This window comes from Blastococcus sp. URHD0036, from assembly GCF_000701365.1.
Taxonomy (GTDB): Bacteria; Actinomycetota; Actinomycetes; order Mycobacteriales; family Geodermatophilaceae; genus Trujillonella.
In genome coordinates this window covers 125,573-143,785 of the sequence record NZ_JNIK01000018.1, presented here as the reverse complement: position 1 = coordinate 143,785, position 18,213 = coordinate 125,573, and the positions used below count along the sequence as shown (strand labels likewise).

The window sequence follows — 18,213 nt, the reverse complement described above, 5'->3', positions numbered from 1 at the left end:
GTGGGTACAGTCCCCGACGGCTCACCGCGTGCCGGAATGAACCGGCGGCTGCGGTGTTGGACCCACCGGGTGCTGCATGTCACGGGCCCCTGCCCGTCGACATGGGGACCCGGTTTGCACCGGCCTCCGCGGCGCGGGTATCGTGGTCAGCCGTGCCCAGGATGCCCTGGGCCTGCTCCCGTTCGCGGTGCGCTCGCCGGCAGGTTGGTGGCGCCGAGTCGCGGGGGGCTACCGATCCGGTTGGCAACGCCGACCGGTCCCGGGAAGGGCGACACGCCCGACCGCGGGGACCGGAGGTGCAGCGCGCCCGGAACGGCCTCGGCCCCGGGCAGGACCGGCACCCCGCACCGAAGACAGAGCACCGACCGACAGCACGACCCAGCGCAGGTAGGAGATCCAGGCCCCCCATGCCCACGATCAACCAGCTGGTCCGCAAGGGCCGCGAGGACAAGGTCGTCAAGACCACGACGCCGGCGCTCAAGGGTTCGCCCCAGCGCCGCGGCGTGTGCACCCGCGTGTACACGACGACGCCGAAGAAGCCGAACTCGGCGCTGCGCAAGGTCGCCCGTGTCCGGCTCACCAGTGGCATCGAGGTCACCGCCTACATCCCCGGCGTCGGCCACAACCTGCAGGAGCACTCGATGGTGCTCGTGCGTGGTGGCCGGGTGAAGGACCTCCCGGGCGTGCGTTACAAGATCATCCGCGGCTCGCTGGACACCCAGGGTGTCCGCAACCGCAAGCAGGCTCGCAGCAAGTACGGCGCCAAGAAGGAGAAGAGCTAATGCCGCGCAAGGGCCCCGCGCCGAAGCGTCCGCTCGTCGTCGACCCGGTGTACCAGTCGCAGCTGGTGACCCAGCTCGTGAACAAGGTGCTCGTCGACGGCAAGCGCTCCATCGCCGAGGCGATCGTCTACGGCGCCCTCGAGGGCGCCCGGGCGAAGAGCGACACCGACCCCGTCGTCACGCTCAAGCGCGCGCTGGACAACGTGAAGCCCTCCCTCGAGGTCCGCAGCCGCCGCGTCGGTGGTGCGACCTACCAGGTCCCGGTCGAGGTGCGCGCCTCGCGCAGCACCACGCTGGGCCTGCGCTGGCTGATCCAGTACAGCCGGGCGCGTCGCGAGAAGACGATGACCGAGCGCCTGATGAACGAGCTGCTCGACGCGAGCAACGGTCTGGGAGCCGCGGTCAAGCGCCGCGAGGACACCCACAAGATGGCCGAGTCCAACAAGGCCTTCGCGCACTACCGCTGGTGACGGAACTCCACCAGCACACGCTGCCCGCAGTTCAGCCGGGCGATCCCCGGCCGCCGCGCGCGGACCGAACCGAAGAGGAGAAGTAGAGATGGCCAGCAACGCGGCCCAGCTCGCCAAGACCCGCAACATCGGGATCATGGCGCACATCGACGCCGGCAAGACCACGACGACCGAGCGCATCCTCTTCTACACCGGTATCAACTACAAGATCGGTGAGGTCCACGACGGCGCGGCCACGATGGACTGGATGGAGCAGGAGCAGGAGCGCGGCATCACCATCACGTCGGCCGCGACGAAGTGCTCCTGGAACGGCCACGACATCAACATCATCGACACCCCCGGGCACGTCGACTTCACCGTCGAGGTCGAGCGGTCGCTGCGCGTGCTCGACGGTGCCGTCGCCGTCTACGACGGTGTGGCCGGTGTCGAGCCGCAGACCGAGCAGGTCTGGCGTCAGGCGGAGAAGTACGGCGTCCCGCGCATGTGCTTCGTCAACAAGCTCGACCGCACGGGCGCGAACTTCTTCCGCTGCGTCGACATGATGGTCGAGCGGCTCAACGCCAACCCGTTGGTGCTGCAGATCCCGATCGGCGCCGAGGCCGACTTCATCGGCGTGGTCGACCTGGTGCAGATGAAGGCCCTCACCTGGCGCGGCGAGACGAAGCTGGGCGAGGACTACCAGATCGAGGAGATCCCCGCGGAGCTGGCCGACCAGGCCGCCGAGTACCGGGAGAAGCTGCTCGAGGGTGTCGCGGAGAACGACGACTCGATCATGGAGGCCTACCTCGCCGGCGAGGAGGTCTCGGTCGAGACGATCAAGGCCGCGATCCGCAAGGCGACGATCGCCGGCCAGGTGAACCCGGTCGTCACCGGCTCGGCGTTCAAGAACAAGGGCGTGCAGCCCATGCTCGACGCCGTCGTGGACTACCTGCCCAGCCCGCTGGACATCGAGGCCATCGTCGGCACCGCCCTCGACGGCACGACCGAGGTCCTGCGGCACGCCGACGAGGACGAGCCGTTCGCGGCGCTGGCGTTCAAGATCCAGACCGACCAGCACCTGGGCAAGCTGACCTACATCCGCGTGTACTCCGGCAAGCTCGACGCCGGCTCCCCGGTGCTGAACAGCACCAAGGACCGCAAGGAGCGGGTCGGCAAGATCTACCAGATGCACGCCAACAAGCGCGAAGAGCGCCAGGGCGTGGGCGCGGGCGAGATCGTGGCCGTCAACGGCATGAAGCAGACGACGACGGGTGACACCCTCTGCGACCCGCAGAAGCCGGTGATCCTCGAGTCGATGACCTTCCCCGCGCCGGTCATCTCGGTCGCCATCGAGCCCAAGACGAAGAGCGACCAGGAGAAGCTGGGCACGGCCATCCAGAAGCTGGCCGAGGAGGACCCGACGTTCCAGGTCCGCCTCGACGAGGAGACCGGTCAGACGGTCATCTCCGGCATGGGCGAGCTGCACCTGGAGATCCTGGTCGACCGCATGCGGCGTGAGTTCAACGTCGAGGCGAACGTCGGCAAGCCGCAGGTGGCCTACCGCGAGACGATCCGCAAGGCCGTCGAGCGCTACGACTACACGCACAAGAAGCAGACGGGTGGCTCCGGCCAGTTCGCGAAGGTGCAGATCGCCCTCGAGCCGCTCGAGATGAGCGGCGACTCGGCGACCTACGAGTTCGAGAACAAGGTGACCGGCGGTCGCATCCCGAAGGAGTACATCCCCTCGGTCGACCAGGGCATGCAGGACGCCATGCAGTACGGCGTGCTCGCCGGCTACCCGATGGTGGGCGTCAAGGCCTCGCTGCTCGACGGCCAGTACCACGAGGTCGACTCCTCGGAGATGGCCTTCAAGATCGCCGGCTCGATCGCCTTCAAGGAGGCTGCTCGCAAGGCCAGCCCCGCGCTGCTCGAGCCGATGATGGCCGTCGAGGTCGTCACGCCCGAGGAGAACATGGGCGACGTCATCGGCGACCTGAACTCCCGCCGCGGCACCATCCAGGCGATGGACGAGCGCTCCGGCGCCCGCGTCGTCAAGGCGCTGGTCCCGCTGTCGGAGATGTTCGGCTACGTGGGCGACCTGCGCAGCCGCACCCAGGGGCGGGCGAGCTACTCCATGGTCTTCGAGACCTACGCCGAGGTCCCGCAGAACGTCGCCAAGGAGATCATCGCCAAGGTGACCGGCGAGTGACCCGCCGGGCGACACCCTCGCCCGGCACCCCTCAGCAACCCCACCCCAGACTCGCGTACGACTGCGACACCACGAGGAGAGGAACCCAGTGGCCAAGGCCAAGTTCGAGCGGACCAAGCCGCACGTCAACATCGGCACCATCGGGCACATCGACCATGGGAAGACGACGCTGACCGCGGCGATCACCAAGGTCCTGCACGACAAGTACCCGAACCTGAACGAGGCGTCCGCGTTCGACCAGATCGACAAGGCGCCCGAGGAGAAGGCTCGCGGCATCACGATCTCGATCGCGCACGTCGAGTACCAGACGGAGAGCCGGCACTACGCGCACGTCGACTGCCCCGGGCACGCCGACTACATCAAGAACATGATCACCGGTGCGGCGCAGATGGACGGCGCGATCCTCGTGGTCGCCGCCACCGACGGCCCGATGCCGCAGACCAAGGAGCACGTGCTCCTGGCCCGCCAGGTCGGCGTCCCCTACATCGTCGTGGCGCTCAACAAGTCCGACATGGTCGACGACGAGGAGATCCTCGAGCTCGTCGAGCTGGAGGTCCGTGAGCTGCTGTCCGAGTACGAGTTCCCGGGCGACGACGTCCCCGTGGTGCGCGTCTCGGCGCTCAAGGCGCTCGAGGGCGACGCCGAGTGGGGCGACAAGCTCATGGAGCTGATGAACGCCGTCGACACCGCGATCCCGGAGCCGGAGCGCGACATCGACAAGCCGTTCCTCATGCCCGTCGAGGACGTCTTCACCATCACCGGCCGCGGCACCGTCGTGACCGGCCGTGTCGAGCGTGGCATCGTCAAGGTCGGTGAGGAGATCGAGATCGTCGGCATCCGCCCGACCTCGACCAAGACCACCGTCACCGGTGTCGAGATGTTCCGCAAGCTGCTCGACCAGGGCCAGGCCGGTGACAACGTCGGTCTGCTCCTGCGTGGCATCAAGCGCGAGGACGTCGAGCGCGGCCAGGTCGTCGTGAAGCCGGGGTCCATCACCCCGCACACGAACTTCGAGGCCTCGGTCTTCATCCTCTCGAAGGACGAGGGCGGCCGGCACACGCCGTTCTTCAACAACTACCGTCCCCAGTTCTACTTCCGGACGACGGACGTGACGGGCGTCGTGACGCTGCCCGCCGGCACCGAGATGGTCATGCCCGGCGACAACACCGAGATGACGGTGGAGCTGATCCAGCCCATCGCCATGGAGGAGGGCCTCAAGTTCGCCATCCGTGAGGGTGGTCGGACCGTGGGCGCCGGTCGCGTCGTCAAGATCAACAAGTAGTACCCGCGGACGGGCGGCGGCCGGACAGGCCGCCGCCCGTCTCCCGGGTCCGGACACGGACCCGCCTGGTCCCGACCAGGGACCACCACACACAGATTTCCGATCGGCAGGAGCGAGAACACCGATGGCGGGACAGAAGATCCGCATCAGGCTGAAGGCCTACGACCACGAGGCGATCGATGCCTCGGCACGGCGCATCGTGGACACGGTGACGAAGACCGGTGCGCGCGTCGTCGGCCCCGTGCCGCTGCCGACGGAGAAGAACGTGTACTGCGTCATCCGCTCCCCGCACAAGTACAAGGACTCGCGGGAGCACTTCGAGATGCGCACGCACAAGCGGCTCATCGACATCCTCGACCCGACGCCGAAGACGGTCGACGCGCTCATGCGCATCGACCTCCCGGCCTCGGTCGACGTCAACATCCAGTAAGGGGGAGTCATGGCGAGCAACTTCCGCGGACTCCTCGGCGAGAAGCTGGGCATGACCCAGGTCTTCGACGAGAACAACCGCATGGTGCCGGTGACCGTCGTCAAGGCGGGGCCGTGCGTGGTGACCCAGGTGCGCACGCCCGAGGTGGACGGCTACTCGGCCGTGCAGCTCGGCTTCGGTGAGATCGACCCGCGCAAGGTGAACAAGCCCGAGGGTGGGCACTTCGCCAAGGCCGGCGTGACGCCGCGCCGGCACGTGGTCGAGCTGCGTACCAACGACGCTGCCACCTACACCGTCGGCCAGGAGCTGACGGCCGAGGTCTTCGACGGCGTCGGCAAGGTCGACGTCATCGGCACGAGCAAGGGCAAGGGCACCGCCGGTGTCATGAAGCGGCACGGGTTCAAGGGCCTGGGCGCCGCGCACGGCACCCAGCGCAAGCACCGGTCGCCCGGTTCCATCGGCGGGGCCTCGACGCCCGGCCGTGTCTTCAAGGGCCTGCGCATGGCCGGCCGCATGGGCCACGTCAAGACGACGACGCTCTCGCTGGTCGTCCACAAGGTGGACACCGAGCGCGGGCTGCTGCTGATCAAGGGCGCCATCCCCGGCCCGAAGGGCGGCCTCGTGCTCGTCCGCTCGGCCGTCAAGGGCGGTCCCGTGGGGAGTGACACGAAGTGACCCAGTCGACCCAGGACCGGACCGACCGTCAGGTCGACGTCCGGACGCCGGCGGGCGAGAGCTCCGGCAGCGTGACGCTGCCCGGTGAGCTCTTCGACGCCAGCGCCAACGTCTCGCTGATGCACCAGGTCGTGGTGGCCCAGCTGGCCGCCGCCCGCCAGGGCACGCACGCGACGAAGACCCGCGGCAAGGTCAGCGGTGGTGGCGTCAAGCCCTACCGCCAGAAGGGCACCGGCCGCGCCCGTCAGGGCTCGATCCGCGCGCCGCAGTTCACCGGCGGTGGCACGGTCTTCGGCCCCCAGCCGCGCGACTACACCCAGCGGACCCCCAAGAAGATGAAGGCCGCCGCCCTGCGCGGTGCCCTCTCCGACCGGGCCCGCGAGGACCGCGTCCACGTGATCACCACATTCGTCGAGGGCGACGCCCCGAAGACGAAGGAGGCCCTCAAGGCGCTGGACGCCGTGACGCAGGCCAAGCGCGTGCTGGTCGTCCTCGACCACGACGACGTCCTGAACTGGATCAGCCTGCGCAACGAGCCCCGGGTGCACCTGCTCGAGGCCGGCCAGCTGAACACCTACGACGTCCTGCTCTCCGACGAGATCGTCTTCACCGAGGCCGCTCTCGCCGAGTTCGTCGCCGGGCCGCGCAGCGGCAAGGGCCGGGTCGCCAAGCCCGACCTGACCACGCCGCACATCCCCGGCGCGATCCCCTCCATCGAGGGTGTCGGGACGACGGACCTCGACCTGGGCGAGCCCACGGTCGACCCGGCTCCGGCTGCCAAGCCGCGCAAGCGCGCGGCCGCGACGTCCGACGACGACGCGGCGGCCGCCGAGGCCGGCACCCCCGACACGACCGAGGAGGAGAAGGCGTGACCTTCCACGACCCCCGGGACGTCCTGCTCGCGCCGGTCATCTCGGAGAAGAGCTACGGGCTCCTGGACGAGAACCAGTACACGTTCCTCGTCCACCCCGACGCCAACAAGACGCAGATCAAGATCGCCGTCGCCCAGGTCTTCAACGTGAAGGTCCTCGACGTCAACACGATCAACCGTCAGGGCAAGAAGAAGCGCAGCAAGGGCAACAAGCTCGGCAAGCGCCCCGACACCAAGCGCGCCATCGTGTCGCTCGCGCCTGGCGACCGCATCGAGATCTTCGGTGGTCCCGGCGCCTGAGGCGCCAGGACCGTTCGGACCAGAGATAGAGGACTGAGTCAGCAATGGCTATCCGCAAGTACAAGCCGACGACGCCGGGCCGCCGTGGGTCCAGCGTCGCCGACTTCGCCGAGGTCACCCGCGACCATCCCGAGAAGTCGCTGGTCCGGCCGCTGCACGGTCGCGGCGGGCGCAACGTGCACGGGAAGGTCACCGCTCGCCACCAGGGCGGCGGCCACAAGCGCGCGTACCGCCTGATCGACTTCCGCCGGGCCGACAAGGACGGTGTGCCGGCCAAGGTCGCGCACATCGAGTACGACCCCAACCGGACGTCGCGCATCGCGCTGCTGCACTTCGCCGACGGCGAGAAGCGCTACATCATCGCGCCGGCCCGCCTCAAGCAGGGCGACACGGTGGAGTGCGGTCCCGCGGCCGACATCAAGCCGGGCAACAACCTGCCGCTCCGGAACATCCCGGTCGGCACGGTCGTTCACGCCATCGAGCTCCGCCCCGGTGGCGGCGCGAAGATCGCCCGGTCGGCAGGCACCAGCGTCCAGCTGGTCGCCCGCGAGGGCCGGTTCGCCCAGCTGCGCATGCCGTCGGGCGAGATCCGCAACGTCGACGTCCGCTGCCGCGCGACGATCGGCGAGGTCGGCAACGCCGAGCAGTCGAACATCAACTGGGGCAAGGCCGGCCGCATGCGGTGGAAGGGCAAGCGCCCGACCGTCCGCGGTGTCGCCATGAACCCCGTCGACCACCCGCACGGTGGTGGTGAGGGCAAGACCTCCGGTGGGCGCCACCCGGTGAACCCGAAGGGCAAGCCGGAGGGCCGCACGCGCAAGCGCAAGGCCAGTGACGCCCTGATCGTGCGCCGCCGGCGCGCCAACAAGAAGCGCTGAGCGGGATAGGAGCCGACAGACATGCCACGCAGCCTGAAGAAGGGCCCGTTCGTCGACGACCACCTGCTCAAGAAGGTGGACGCCCAGAACGAGCAGGGCACCAAGAACGTGATCCGTACCTGGTCGCGCCGCTCGACGATCATCCCGGACATGCTGGGTCACACCCTCGCGGTGCACGACGGCCGCAAGCACGTCCCGGTGTTCGTGACCGAGGCGATGGTCGGGCACAAGCTCGGCGAGTTCGCGCCCACGCGCACCTTCCGTGGGCACATCAAGGACGACCGCCGCTCGCGGCGCGGCTGACCGGGTAGAGAGAGATTCAGATGACTTCCCAGTTGGGACAGGAGGCGCCGGTCGCCCGGGCTACGGCCCGGTTCGTCCGCGTGACCCCGATGAAGGCCCGCCGGGTGGTGGATCTCATCCGCTACCTGCCGACGGACGAGGCACTGGCCCTGCTGCGCTTCGCGCCGCAGTCCGCCAGTGAGCCGGTCGCCAAGGTGGTGGCCAGCGCCGTCGCCAACGCCGAGCACAACCTGCAGCTCGACCGCACCGCGCTGGTCGTCAGCGCGGCGTACGTCGACGAGGGCCCGACGCTGAAGCGGATCCGTCCGCGTGCGCAGGGCCGGGCGTTCCGCATCAACAAGCGGACCAGCCACATCACCGTCGAGGTGAGCGAGGTGGCCAGCAGCGCCGAGCTCGCGCAGAAGTCGCGCAAGGCGCGCCGGGACACCGGTCAGTCCGGCCCCGCCACCCAGCAGCAGGGCAACACGAGGGGAGGGACCCGCTAGTGGGTCAGAAGGTCAACCCGCACGGGTTCCGACTCGGGATCACCACCGACTACAAGTCCCGGTGGTACGCGGACAAGCTGTACAAGGACTACGTCAAGGAAGACGTCGCGATCCGCAAGCTCATGTCCAAGGGCATGGAGCGGGCCGGCATCTCCAAGGTGGAGATCGAGCGCACCCGTGACCGGGTCCGCGTCGACATCCACACCGCCCGTCCGGGCATCGTCATCGGCCGCCGCGGCGCCGAGGCCGACCGCATCCGCGGCGAGCTGGAGAAGCTCACCGGCAAGCAGGTGCAGCTGAACATCCTCGAGGTGAAGAACCCCGAGTCCGACGCGCAGCTGGTCGCCCAGGGCGTCGCCGAGCAGCTCTCCAGCCGGGTGAGCTTCCGTCGTGCCATGCGCAAGGCCATGCAGTCGGCCCAGCGCAGCCCGCAGGTCAAGGGCATCCGGGTGCAGTGCTCCGGTCGCCTGGGTGGCACCGAGATGAGCCGGTCGGAGTTCTACCGCGAGGGCCGGGTGCCGCTGCACACGCTCCGCGCGAACATCGACTACGGCATCTACGAGGCCCGCACGACCTTCGGCCGCATCGGCGTGAAGGTGTGGATCTACAAGGGCGACGTCAGTGGTTCCCGCGCCGAGCGTGCCGCCCTCGAGGCGCTCGCCGACCGGCAGCAGCGGCGTGAGCGCGCCCAGCGTCCGCAGCGTCGGTCCGGGTCCTCCGGCACGACGGCCGGGGGCACCGAGGCCGGCCGCGCGGCGGTCGAGTCCTCCACCGGGCCGGTCGCCGACACCACCGAGGCCGTCGTCGCGCAGACGTCCGGCGAGGTCGCGCCCGAGACGACGGTCGCCGAGATCGCCGGTCCCGAGGGCACCGCCGCCGCGGAGGCGACGACCACCGAGGTCGCCGCTCCCGAGGCCACCGAGAACACGGAGAGCTGAGCCATGCTCATCCCACGGCGGGTCAAGCACCGCAAGCAGCACCACCCCAGCCGTTCCGGCCGGGCCAAGGGCGGCACGGCGATCAACTTCGGTGAGTTCGCCATCCAGGCCCTCGAGCCGGCGTACGTGACGAACCGTCAGATCGAGTCCGCCCGTATCGCCATGACGCGGCACATCAAGCGTGGCGGCAAGGTGTGGATCTCGATCTACCCGGACCGTCCGCTGACCAAGAAGCCGGCCGAGACCCGCATGGGTTCCGGCAAGGGTTCGCCGGAGTGGTGGGTGGCCAACGTCAAGCCGGGCCGGGTGCTCTTCGAGCTCTCCGGTGTGGCCGAGCCGGTCGCCCGCGAGGCCATGCGCCGCGCGATCCACAAGCTGCCCATGAAGTGCCGCTTCATCACTCGTGAAGGAGAGGTGTGATGGCCGCCGGTCTGACCGCTCCGGAGCTGCGCGAGCTGTCTGTCGACGAGCTCGCCTCGCGGCTGCGTGACTCCAAGGAAGAACTGTTCAACCTGCGGTTCCAGGTGGCCACCGGCCAGCTGGACAACAACCGGCGACTGCAGACCGTCCGCCGCGACATCGCGCGGATCTACACGATCATGCGTGAGCGCGAGCTGGGCCTGTCGGTCGCCCCGAACGAGGGTGTGGCATGAGCGAGGCCCAGGAGACCCAGTCCTCGAGCGGCCCCGGCCTGGCCGGCCGTGGCTACCGCAAGGTCCGTGAGGGCCTCGTGGTCAGCGACAAGATGGAGAAGACCATCGTCGTCGAGGTCGAGGACCGCGTGAAGCACGGCCTATACGGCAAGGTCATCCGCCGTACGAGCAAGCTGAAGGCCCACGACGAGCAGGGGGTCGCCGGCATCGGCGACCGCGTGCAGATCATGGAGACCCGGCCGACGTCGGCCACCAAGCGGTGGCGGCTGGTCGAGGTCGTCGAGAAGGCCAAGTAGTACCGGCCCTCCGGGGCTGTGGAGTACCGAGTACTCTGGACGACTGGCGCCCCTGCGGGTGCGCGCCACATCCCGGTACCCGTGCCTCGGACGCACCGGCGGCCTCGCCGCCGGTGCGTCCGCACGTGGGTATCGGACAGCCGGTTCACCGTTCCGGCCCGGCTGTCACCAATGAGATCTGGGAGTAGAAGTGATCCAGCAGGAGTCGCGACTCCGGGTCGCCGACAACACGGGTGCCAAGGAGATCCTCTGCATCCGTGTCCTCGGCGGGTCCGGGCGACGCTACGCGGGCATCGGCGACGTCATCGTCGCCACCGTGAAGGACGCGCTGCCGGGTGCCGGTGTGAAGAAGGGTGACGTGGTCAAGGCCGTCGTCGTCCGCACCGTGAAGGAGCGCCGTCGTCCCGACGGCTCCTACATCCGCTTCGACGAGAACGCCGCCGTGATCATCCGCGACAGCGGCGACCCGCGCGGGACGCGCATCTTCGGCCCGGTGGGCCGGGAGCTCCGCGACAAGCGCTTCATGCGGATCATCTCGCTGGCCCCGGAGGTGCTGTGATCATGGCTGCCCACAAGAAGGACCCCGGCACCAAGAAGGCGCCGTCGATGAAGGTCAAGAAGGGCGACCAGGTCGTCGTCCTGTCCGGCAAGGACAAGGGTGCCAAGGGCCGGGTCATCGCCTCGTACCCGCAGACCCAGAAGGTCCTCGTCGAGGGCGTGGGCCGGGTCAAGAAGCACACCCGGATCAGCTCCAACCAGCGCGGCGCCCAGCAGGGCGGGATCGTCACGCAGGAGGCTCCCATCCACGTGAGCAACGTGATGGTGATCGACTCCGAGGACAAGCCGACCCGGGTCGGCTACCGCAAGGACGAGGAAGGCCGCAGCATCCGGGTCTCGCGGCGAACCGGTAAGGACCTCTGAGCATCATGAGCGCACCCACCCGTGAGCTGCCCCGCATGCTGGCCCGGTACCGCGAGGAGATCGTGCCGGCGCTGCAGTCGGAGTTCGGCTTCGAGAACGTCATGCAGATCCCCAAGCTGACCAAGATCGTGGTCAACATGGGCGTCGGCGAGGCCACCCGTGACGCCAAGCTGATGGACGGCGCGGTCCGCGACCTCACCGCCATCACCGGCCAGAAGCCGGCCGTCGTCCGTGCCCGCAAGTCCATCGCGCAGTTCAAGCTCCGCGAGGGCATGCCGATCGGCGCGAAGGTCACCCTCCGCGGCGACCGCATGTGGGAGTTCCTGGACCGGCTCCTGTCGCTGGCCCTGCCCCGCATCCGTGACTTCCGCGGCCTGAACTCGAAGCAGTTCGACGGCCACGGCAACTACACCTTCGGTCTGACCGAGCAGTCGATGTTCCGCGAGATCGACGTCGACCGGATCGACCGGCCGCGCGGCATGGACATCACGCTGGTCACCACCGCCACCAACGACGACGAGGGTCGCGAGCTGCTCCGGCTGCTCGGCTTCCCCTTCGCCGGCCAGCCCGTCGTGACGACGACGCGCTGAGCCCGGGCCACCGAGAGAGCTAGAGGAGACCGAGATGGCCAAGAAGGCCCTCGTCAACAAGGCGGCCCGCAAGCCGAAGTTCGCGGTCCGTGGCTACACCCGCTGCCAGCGCTGCGGCCGTCCGCACGCCGTGTTCCGCAAGTTCGGCCTGTGCCGGATCTGCCTGCGGGAGATGGCGCACGCCGGCGAGCTGCCGGGCGTGAGCAAGTCCAGCTGGTGACGGACCCCGGTGCCACCCGCAGCGCGCTGGGAGTGGCACCGGGTCCCCAGACTCACCTGAGTCGACAGAGCACCACCCGTAGCACCACCGATCGCCGAGAGGCCCACGCGAGATCCGCGTGCGGAACCGCGGCGAGAGAGGCACGACACCCATGACGATGACCGACCCGATCGCGGACATGCTCACGCGCATCCGCAACGCCAACCAGGCGTACCACGACTCCGCGACCATGCCGTCGTCGAAGATCAAGACGCACATCGCCGAGATCCTCCAGCAGCAGGGCTACATCGCCGGTTGGACGGTGAACGACGTCGAGGTCGACGGCAGCACCCGCAAGGAGCTGGTCATCGACCTCAAGTACGGACCGAACCGCGAGCGGAGCATCGCCGGGGTCCGTCGGGTGTCCAAGCCCGGTCTGCGCGTGTACGCCAAGTCCACCGCGCTGCCCAAGGTGCTCGGCGGCCTGGGGGTGGCGATCATCTCGACGTCCACCGGGCTGCTCACCGACCGTCAGGCGAACACGAAGGGCGTGGGTGGGGAAGTCCTCGCCTACGTCTGGTAAGAGGAGCTGCAGAGATGTCACGGATCGGACGACTCCCGATTCCGGTGCCCGGTGGCGTGGACATCGCCATCGAAGGCCAGACCGTCAACGTGAAGGGCCCCAAGGGCTCGCTGTCCCACACCGTCGCCGCCCCCATCACGGTGGCGCGCGACGAGGACGGCACGCTGCGGGTGGCCCGGCCGGACGACGAGCGGGAGAGCCGCGCCCTGCACGGGCTGTCGCGCACCCTGATCGCCAACATGATCACCGGCGTCACCGAGGGGTACAGCAAGACCCTCGAGATCGTCGGCGTCGGTTACCGCGTCCAGGCACGGGGGTCTGACCTCGAGTTCGCGCTCGGCTTCAGCCACCCGGTGCCCGTGAAGGCCCCCGAGGGGATCGCCTTCACCGTCGAGTCGCCCACCCGCCTCCGGGTGACGGGCATCGACAAGCAGCAGGTCGGCGAGGTCGCCGCCAAGATCCGCAAGATCCGCAAGCCCGACCCGTACAAGGGCAAGGGCGTGCGGTATCAGGGCGAGGTCGTCAAGCGCAAGGTCGGGAAGACGGGTAAGTGATGGCTGCAACCAGTTCACAGAGCGGGACCAAGCGGGTCCACACCCCCGTCGGCACCGATGCGAGCACCGCTCGCCGCGTCTCGCGGCTGCGGCGCCACAACCGGCTGCGCAAGCGGGTCTCCGGCACGCCGGCGCGCCCGCGGCTCGTGGTCAAGCGCAGCTCGCGCCACATCCACGTCCAGGTCGTCGACGACACCGTCGGCCACACGCTGGTCAGCGCGTCCACGCTGGACGCCGGCCTGCGCAACGCCGACGGCGACAAGTCGGCGCTGGCCCGGCAGGTCGGTGCCCTCGTGGCCGAGCGCGCCAAGGCGGCCGGCATCACCGCGGTCGTGTTCGACCGTGGTGGCAACCGCTACCAGGGCCGGATCGCCGCGCTCGCCGACGGCGCGCGCGAGGCTGGGCTGGACTTCTGATGACCAGCACCCAGACCGGCAACACGATGACAGTGATCGAGAGGGACGTCTGATGCCAGGACCACAGCGACGCGGCGGTGGCGCCGGTGGCGCCGGCGGCGGCAACGACCGCCGCGACCGTCGTGACGGCGGTCGGGGGCCGGGCGGCGCTCCCGCCGAGAAGAGCAACTACATCGAGCGCGTGGTCGCCATCAACCGCGTGTCCAAGGTCGTCAAGGGTGGTCGGCGCTTCAGCTTCACCGCCCTGGTGATCGTGGGCGACGGTGACGGCACCGTGGGCGTCGGCTACGGCAAGGCCAAGGAGGTGCCCGCGGCGATCGCCAAGGGCGTCGAGGTGGCCAAGAAGAGCTTCTACAAGGTGCCGCGCATCGCCAGCACCATCCCGCACCCCGTGCAGGGTGAGGCGGCGGCCGGTGTCGTGCTGCTCAAGCCGGCCAGCCCGGGTACCGGCGTCATCGCCGGTGGCCCGGTGCGTGCCGTCCTCGAGTGCGCCGGCATCCACGACGTGCTCTCGAAGAGCCTCGGGTCCTCCAACCCGATCAACATCGTCCACGCGACCATGCAGGCGCTGAAGGACCTCGTGCGTCCCGAGGAGATCGCGGCCCGCCGCGGTCTGCCCCTCGAGGACGTCGCTCCGGCCGCGATGCTGCGCGCCCGTGCGGGCCAGGGGGTCTGACATGCCTCAGCTGAAGGTCACCCAGGTCCGGTCGGCGATCGGCACGAAGCCCAACCAGCGCCAGACGCTGCGCTCGCTGGGCCTCAAGCGGATCCACGACTCGGTCGTCCAGGAGGACCGTCCCGAGATCCGTGGGATGGTCGCGACGGTGCCGCACCTGGTCACCGTCGAAGAGATCTGAGCAGGGAAACTCCATGACTCTGAAGGTCCACCACCTGCGCCCGGCCGAGGGCGCCCACACCAAGAAGACCCGCGTGGGTCGTGGTGAGGGCTCCAAGGGCAAGACGGCCGGCCGCGGTACCAAGGGCACCGGCGCGCGGGGCAACACGTCCGCGCGCTTCGAGGGCGGGCAGACGCCGCTGCACATGCGGCTGCCCAAGCTGTCGGGGTTCAAGAGCCCCAACAAGGTCGTCTTCCAGGTCGTCAACCTCGACCGGATCGCGGCGCTGTTCCCGCAGGGCGGCACCGTGGACGTCGACGCGCTCGTCCAGGCCGGCGCGGTCCGTCGCGGCCAGCCCGTCAAGGTCCTCGGCACCGGCGAGCTGGGCGGCGTGACGGTCGACGTGCACGCCACCGCGTTCTCGTCGTCGGCCGCCGAGAAGATCGCCGCGGCCGGCGGCAGCACGACGCTGGTCTGACCAGCCGCCGACCCCCGGGGTGCGCCCTCCTCCACGGAGGCCCGCGCCCCGGGGGTCGTCTGCTGCCCGGCCCACCGCGGGCGCCGTCCGGCGGCCGCACAGGGGGGTCCTCCGCGAGCCCGTGAGCGGTTCGCGACCGGGTGGCTCCTACACTCACACGACCGACTCGGGGAGGGCACGTGCTGCAGGCGTTCGCCGCGGCGTTCCGGACGCCAGACCTCCGGCGCAAGATCCTGTTCTCCCTGGGGATGATCGCCATCTACCGGCTGGGGGCATCGGTCCCCGGGCCGGGGGTCTCCATCGAGGCGATCAACAGCTGTCTCGAGCAGGCGCAGGCCTCCGACCAGCGCGACATCTACTCGCTGGTCAACCTCTTCTCCGGCGGCGCGCTGCTCCGGCTGTCGATCTTCGCGCTCGGGATCATGCCGTACATCACGGCGAGCATCATCGTGCAGTTGCTGGTCGTGGTCATCCCGCGCTTCGAGCAGCTGAAGAAGGAAGGGCAGGCCGGGCAGCAGAAGCTGACCCAGTACACCCGCTACCTCACGATCGCCCTCGCGATCCTGCAGAGCACCGGGATCATCGCGCTGGCCCGTAGCGGCCAGCTGTTCCCGAACTGCTCGGAGTCGATCATCCCGTCGGACTCCATCTGGACAACGGTCGTCCTGGTCATCGCCCTGACCGCCGGCACGGCCGTGATCATGTGGCTGGGCGAGCTGCTGACCGAGAAGGGGATCGGCAACGGCATGTCCGTGCTGATCTTCACCTCGATCGCGGCCCGCATCCCGGCCGAGGGCGGCTCGATCCTGCAGACCCGCGGCGGCGTCGTCTTCACGCTGATCCTGCTTCTGGCGCTGGTGATCATCACGTCGGTCGTCTACGTCGAACAGGCCCAGCGGCGCATCCCGGTGCAGTACGCCAAACGGATGGTCGGTCGCCGCATGTACGGCGGGACCTCGACCTACCTGCCGCTGAAGGTGAACCAGGCCGGCGTCATCCCGGTCATCTTCGCGTCCTCGCTGCTGTACCTGCCGCAGCTGCTCAGCCAGCTGCAGGGCGACGACACCGGTGGGGTGCGGCGGTTCATCGAGAAGTACGTGATCGACCAGGGCAGCTGGACGCACATCGTCCTGTACTTCGCGCTGATCATGTTCTTCACGTACTTCTACGTGTCGATCACGTTCAACCCGGAGGAGCGGGCCGACGACATGAAGCGCTACGGCGGCTTCATCCCCGGCATCCGTCCCGGCCGGCCGACGGCGGAGTACCTGCAGTACGTGCTGTCCCGCATCACCCTCCCCGGCTCGATCTACCTGGGGCTCGTGGCAGTCTTGCCCAACCTGTTCCTGTCCGTGACGCAGCAGGGGCAGAACCAGAACTTCCCGTTCGGCGGGACCGCGGTGCTCATCATGGTCGGAGTGGGGTTGGAGACGGTGAAGCAGATCGAGACGCAACTCAACCAGCGCAACTACGAAGGGTTCCTGAAGTAGTGCGCGTCGTGCTGCTCGGCCCTCCCGGCGCCGGCAAGGGGACCCAGGCCCAGGTGATCGCCGGCCAGCTCGGTGCGCCGGCCATCTCGACCGGTGACATCTTCCGCGCCAACGTGAGCGGCAGGACCGAGCTGGGCACGAAGGCCAAGGCGTACATGGACGCCGGTGACCTCGTCCCCGACGAGATCACCGTCGCGATGGTCAGGGACCGGCTGGCCGAGCCCGACGCCAAGGCCGGGTTCCTGCTGGACGGTTTCCCCCGCACCATCGCCCAGGCCGAGCAGCTGCGCGAGTCCCTCGCGGAGCTCGGCAACCACCTCGACTGCGTGCTCGAGCTCGTGGTCGACGAGGAGGAGCTGGTCCGCCGGCTCTCCGGTCGGCGCATGCTCGTCGACGGCGAGTGGATCCAGCGCGACGACGACAAGCCCGAGACCGTGCGGCACCGGCTGCAGGTCTACCGGGAACAGACCTCGCCGCTGTCCGGGTTCTACGAGCGCGAGGGGCTGCTGGCCCGCATCGACGCCATCGGCACGGTCGAGGAGGTCACCGAGCGCGCCCTCCGCGCCCTCGGCCGGACCCCCGGCGCAGGTGCCCCGGCGCGGGACTCCGAGTAGGCGCACGGCAGATGTCGGCCGGGATCCTCGCCCGCGTGCCCCTGTTGGCGAAGTGGAGTGGACGGATGATCCAGATCAAGACCCCCCACGAGCTCGAGCTCATGCGGGCCGCCGGCCTGGTGGTCGCCTCGGCGATCGCGGCGGTCCGGTCCGCGGTGCGTCCCGGCGTCACCACCGGGGAGCTCGATGCCATCGCGGAGGACACGATCCGCAGCGCCGGCGCCGTCCCGTCGTTCCTGGGGTACCACGGGTTCACGGGCAGCATCTGCGCGTCGATCAACGACGAGATCGTGCACGGCATCCCGAACGGCACGCGAGCGCTCGCCGAGGGCGACAACATCTCGATCGACTGCGGGGCGATCCTGGACGGCTGGCACGGCGACTCGGCCGTGACGCTGACGGTGGGTCCGCCCTCCGCGGAGGACGCCGCGCTCATGGCGGTGACCGAACGCTCGATGTGGGCCGGTCTCGCCCAGGCGGTGGCCGGCAACCGGCTCACCGACATCAGCCACGCGGTCGAGCAGGTCATCGCCGCCGAGGCGCACCCGTACGGGATCGTCGACCACTACGGCGGCCACGGCATCGGCACCGAGATGCACCAGGACCCGCACGTCCTCAACTACGGGCGTCCGGGCCGCGGCCCGCGGCTCGTGCCCGGTCTGGCGCTGGCCATCGAGCCCATGGTCACGGTGGGGGACCCGGCGACCGAGGAGCTCGAGGACGGCTGGACCGTGGTCACCAAGGACCGGTCGCGGGCCGCGCACTTCGAGCACACCGTCGCGGTCACCCCGGAGGGCCCCTGGGTCCTCACGGCGGAGGACGGCGGCCTGGCGGGCCTGGCGCCGTTCGGCGTCACACCGCGCCAGTAGCGGGGAGTCCCGGTTTCCGTTGTGACGGGGACCCCGTTGGAGCAGCGGGCCGGGGCGGGGTACAGTGAACGACGGCGTTCGCGCCGTCCTGTTGTTGTGCTGTGGCCGCATG

General features: G+C 69.4%; 28 protein-coding genes. All 28 read left to right on the top strand.

Annotated features, from left to right (window positions below; genetic code table 11):
- Window positions 1-407 precede the first annotated feature (407 nt).
- The 28 genes from rpsL (at window position 408) to map (ending at window position 18,101) form a co-directional block, all read left to right on the top strand.
- The gene (rpsL, locus tag N555_RS0121045) at window positions 408-782 is read left to right on the top strand and encodes a 30S ribosomal protein S12 (protein ID WP_014377998.1); all 375 of its coding nucleotides are present in this window, start codon (window positions 408-410) and stop codon (window positions 780-782) included.
- On the top strand, window positions 782-1,252 hold the full coding sequence (rpsG, locus tag N555_RS0121040) for a 30S ribosomal protein S7 (RefSeq protein ID WP_026857011.1): 471 nt from the start codon (window positions 782-784) through the stop codon (window positions 1,250-1,252). The genes rpsL and rpsG overlap by 1 nt, the downstream gene beginning before the upstream one ends.
- Window positions 1,253-1,340: 88 nt before the next feature.
- Window positions 1,341-3,440 carry an elongation factor G gene (gene fusA / locus N555_RS0121035; RefSeq protein ID WP_029433468.1) on the top strand — a complete coding sequence of 700 codons (2,100 nt, stop codon included), beginning with the start codon at window positions 1,341-1,343 and terminating at the stop codon, window positions 3,438-3,440.
- A gap of 88 nt (window positions 3,441-3,528) precedes the next feature.
- Complete coding sequence (tuf, locus tag N555_RS0121030; protein WP_029433467.1) at window positions 3,529-4,722, top strand: elongation factor Tu; 1,194 nt, start codon at window positions 3,529-3,531, stop codon at window positions 4,720-4,722.
- 124 nt (window positions 4,723-4,846) lie between these two features.
- The gene (gene rpsJ, locus N555_RS0121025) at window positions 4,847-5,152 is read left to right on the top strand and encodes a 30S ribosomal protein S10 (protein ID WP_014742859.1); all 306 of its coding nucleotides are present in this window, start codon (window positions 4,847-4,849) and stop codon (window positions 5,150-5,152) included.
- 9 nt (window positions 5,153-5,161) lie between these two features.
- Window positions 5,162-5,827, top strand: coding sequence for a 50S ribosomal protein L3 (gene rplC / locus N555_RS0121020; protein ID WP_029433466.1), 666 nt, complete (start codon window positions 5,162-5,164; stop codon window positions 5,825-5,827).
- Window positions 5,824-6,699, top strand: coding sequence for a 50S ribosomal protein L4 (gene rplD / locus N555_RS26295; protein WP_081866391.1), 876 nt, complete (start codon window positions 5,824-5,826; stop codon window positions 6,697-6,699). Before rplC ends, rplD begins: the two co-directional genes overlap by 4 nt.
- Window positions 6,696-6,998: a 50S ribosomal protein L23 gene (gene rplW / locus N555_RS0121010; protein ID WP_029433464.1), complete on the top strand. Its 303-nt coding sequence runs from the start codon at window positions 6,696-6,698 to the stop codon at window positions 6,996-6,998. Before rplD ends, rplW begins: the two co-directional genes overlap by 4 nt.
- A 44-nt stretch (window positions 6,999-7,042) precedes the next feature.
- Entirely contained in the window at window positions 7,043-7,876 is an 834-nt protein-coding gene (gene rplB, locus N555_RS0121005) for a 50S ribosomal protein L2 (RefSeq protein WP_029433463.1), read from the top strand.
- A gap of 21 nt (window positions 7,877-7,897) precedes the next feature.
- Window positions 7,898-8,179, top strand: coding sequence for a 30S ribosomal protein S19 (gene rpsS / locus N555_RS0121000; protein ID WP_029433462.1), 282 nt, complete (start codon window positions 7,898-7,900; stop codon window positions 8,177-8,179).
- Between the two features lie 20 nt (window positions 8,180-8,199).
- Window positions 8,200-8,664 carry a 50S ribosomal protein L22 gene (rplV, locus tag N555_RS0120995; RefSeq protein WP_029433461.1) on the top strand — a complete coding sequence of 155 codons (465 nt, stop codon included), beginning with the start codon at window positions 8,200-8,202 and terminating at the stop codon, window positions 8,662-8,664.
- Complete coding sequence (rpsC, locus tag N555_RS0120990; RefSeq protein ID WP_029433460.1) at window positions 8,664-9,602, top strand: 30S ribosomal protein S3; 939 nt, start codon at window positions 8,664-8,666, stop codon at window positions 9,600-9,602. The genes rplV and rpsC overlap by 1 nt, the downstream gene beginning before the upstream one ends.
- Before the next feature lie 3 nt (window positions 9,603-9,605).
- Window positions 9,606-10,022, top strand: a complete 417-nt coding sequence (gene rplP / locus N555_RS0120985) for a 50S ribosomal protein L16 (RefSeq protein WP_029433459.1) — start codon at window positions 9,606-9,608, stop codon at window positions 10,020-10,022.
- On the top strand, window positions 10,022-10,255 hold the full coding sequence (rpmC, locus tag N555_RS0120980; protein WP_029433458.1) for a 50S ribosomal protein L29: 234 nt from the start codon (window positions 10,022-10,024) through the stop codon (window positions 10,253-10,255). The genes rplP and rpmC overlap by 1 nt, the downstream gene beginning before the upstream one ends.
- Entirely contained in the window at window positions 10,252-10,551 is a 300-nt protein-coding gene (rpsQ, locus tag N555_RS0120975) for a 30S ribosomal protein S17 (protein WP_029433457.1), read from the top strand. Before rpmC ends, rpsQ begins: the two co-directional genes overlap by 4 nt.
- Window positions 10,552-10,741: 190 nt before the next feature.
- A complete protein-coding gene (rplN, locus tag N555_RS0120970; RefSeq protein ID WP_029433456.1) occupies window positions 10,742-11,110 on the top strand; it encodes a 50S ribosomal protein L14 in 369 nt (122 codons plus the stop codon).
- 47 nt (window positions 11,111-11,157) lie between these two features.
- Complete coding sequence (rplX, locus tag N555_RS0120965) at window positions 11,158-11,472, top strand: 50S ribosomal protein L24 (protein WP_029433455.1); 315 nt, start codon at window positions 11,158-11,160, stop codon at window positions 11,470-11,472.
- Window positions 11,473-11,477: 5 nt separating this feature from the next.
- Complete coding sequence (rplE, locus tag N555_RS0120960; RefSeq protein ID WP_029433454.1) at window positions 11,478-12,062, top strand: 50S ribosomal protein L5; 585 nt, start codon at window positions 11,478-11,480, stop codon at window positions 12,060-12,062.
- A gap of 34 nt (window positions 12,063-12,096) precedes the next feature.
- On the top strand, window positions 12,097-12,282 hold the full coding sequence (locus tag N555_RS0120955; RefSeq protein WP_029433453.1) for a type Z 30S ribosomal protein S14: 186 nt from the start codon (window positions 12,097-12,099) through the stop codon (window positions 12,280-12,282).
- Between the two features lie 151 nt (window positions 12,283-12,433).
- On the top strand, window positions 12,434-12,844 hold the full coding sequence (gene rpsH / locus N555_RS0120950; RefSeq protein WP_029433452.1) for a 30S ribosomal protein S8: 411 nt from the start codon (window positions 12,434-12,436) through the stop codon (window positions 12,842-12,844).
- Between the two features lie 14 nt (window positions 12,845-12,858).
- Complete coding sequence (gene rplF, locus N555_RS0120945; protein WP_029433451.1) at window positions 12,859-13,398, top strand: 50S ribosomal protein L6; 540 nt, start codon at window positions 12,859-12,861, stop codon at window positions 13,396-13,398.
- Window positions 13,398-13,814, top strand: coding sequence for a 50S ribosomal protein L18 (gene rplR / locus N555_RS0120940; RefSeq protein ID WP_029433450.1), 417 nt, complete (start codon window positions 13,398-13,400; stop codon window positions 13,812-13,814). The genes rplF and rplR overlap by 1 nt, the downstream gene beginning before the upstream one ends.
- A 52-nt stretch (window positions 13,815-13,866) precedes the next feature.
- On the top strand, window positions 13,867-14,490 hold the full coding sequence (gene rpsE, locus N555_RS0120935) for a 30S ribosomal protein S5 (RefSeq protein WP_029433449.1): 624 nt from the start codon (window positions 13,867-13,869) through the stop codon (window positions 14,488-14,490).
- Window position 14,491: 1 nt separating this feature from the next.
- Entirely contained in the window at window positions 14,492-14,671 is a 180-nt protein-coding gene (gene rpmD, locus N555_RS0120930; RefSeq protein WP_029433448.1) for a 50S ribosomal protein L30, read from the top strand.
- A gap of 13 nt (window positions 14,672-14,684) precedes the next feature.
- Window positions 14,685-15,128 carry a 50S ribosomal protein L15 gene (rplO, locus tag N555_RS0120925; RefSeq protein WP_029433447.1) on the top strand — a complete coding sequence of 148 codons (444 nt, stop codon included), beginning with the start codon at window positions 14,685-14,687 and terminating at the stop codon, window positions 15,126-15,128.
- Window positions 15,129-15,307: 179 nt separating this feature from the next.
- Window positions 15,308-16,618, top strand: coding sequence for a preprotein translocase subunit SecY (secY, locus tag N555_RS0120920; RefSeq protein WP_029433446.1), 1,311 nt, complete (start codon window positions 15,308-15,310; stop codon window positions 16,616-16,618).
- Window positions 16,618-17,232 (top strand): adenylate kinase, encoded by a 615-nt coding sequence (locus tag N555_RS0120915; RefSeq protein WP_029433445.1) that lies wholly within the window; start codon window positions 16,618-16,620, stop codon window positions 17,230-17,232. Before secY ends, N555_RS0120915 begins: the two co-directional genes overlap by 1 nt.
- Window positions 17,233-17,297: 65 nt before the next feature.
- Window positions 17,298-18,101 carry a type I methionyl aminopeptidase gene (map, locus tag N555_RS0120910; RefSeq protein WP_029433444.1) on the top strand — a complete coding sequence of 268 codons (804 nt, stop codon included), beginning with the start codon at window positions 17,298-17,300 and terminating at the stop codon, window positions 18,099-18,101.
- Window positions 18,102-18,213: the final 112 nt, after the last annotated feature.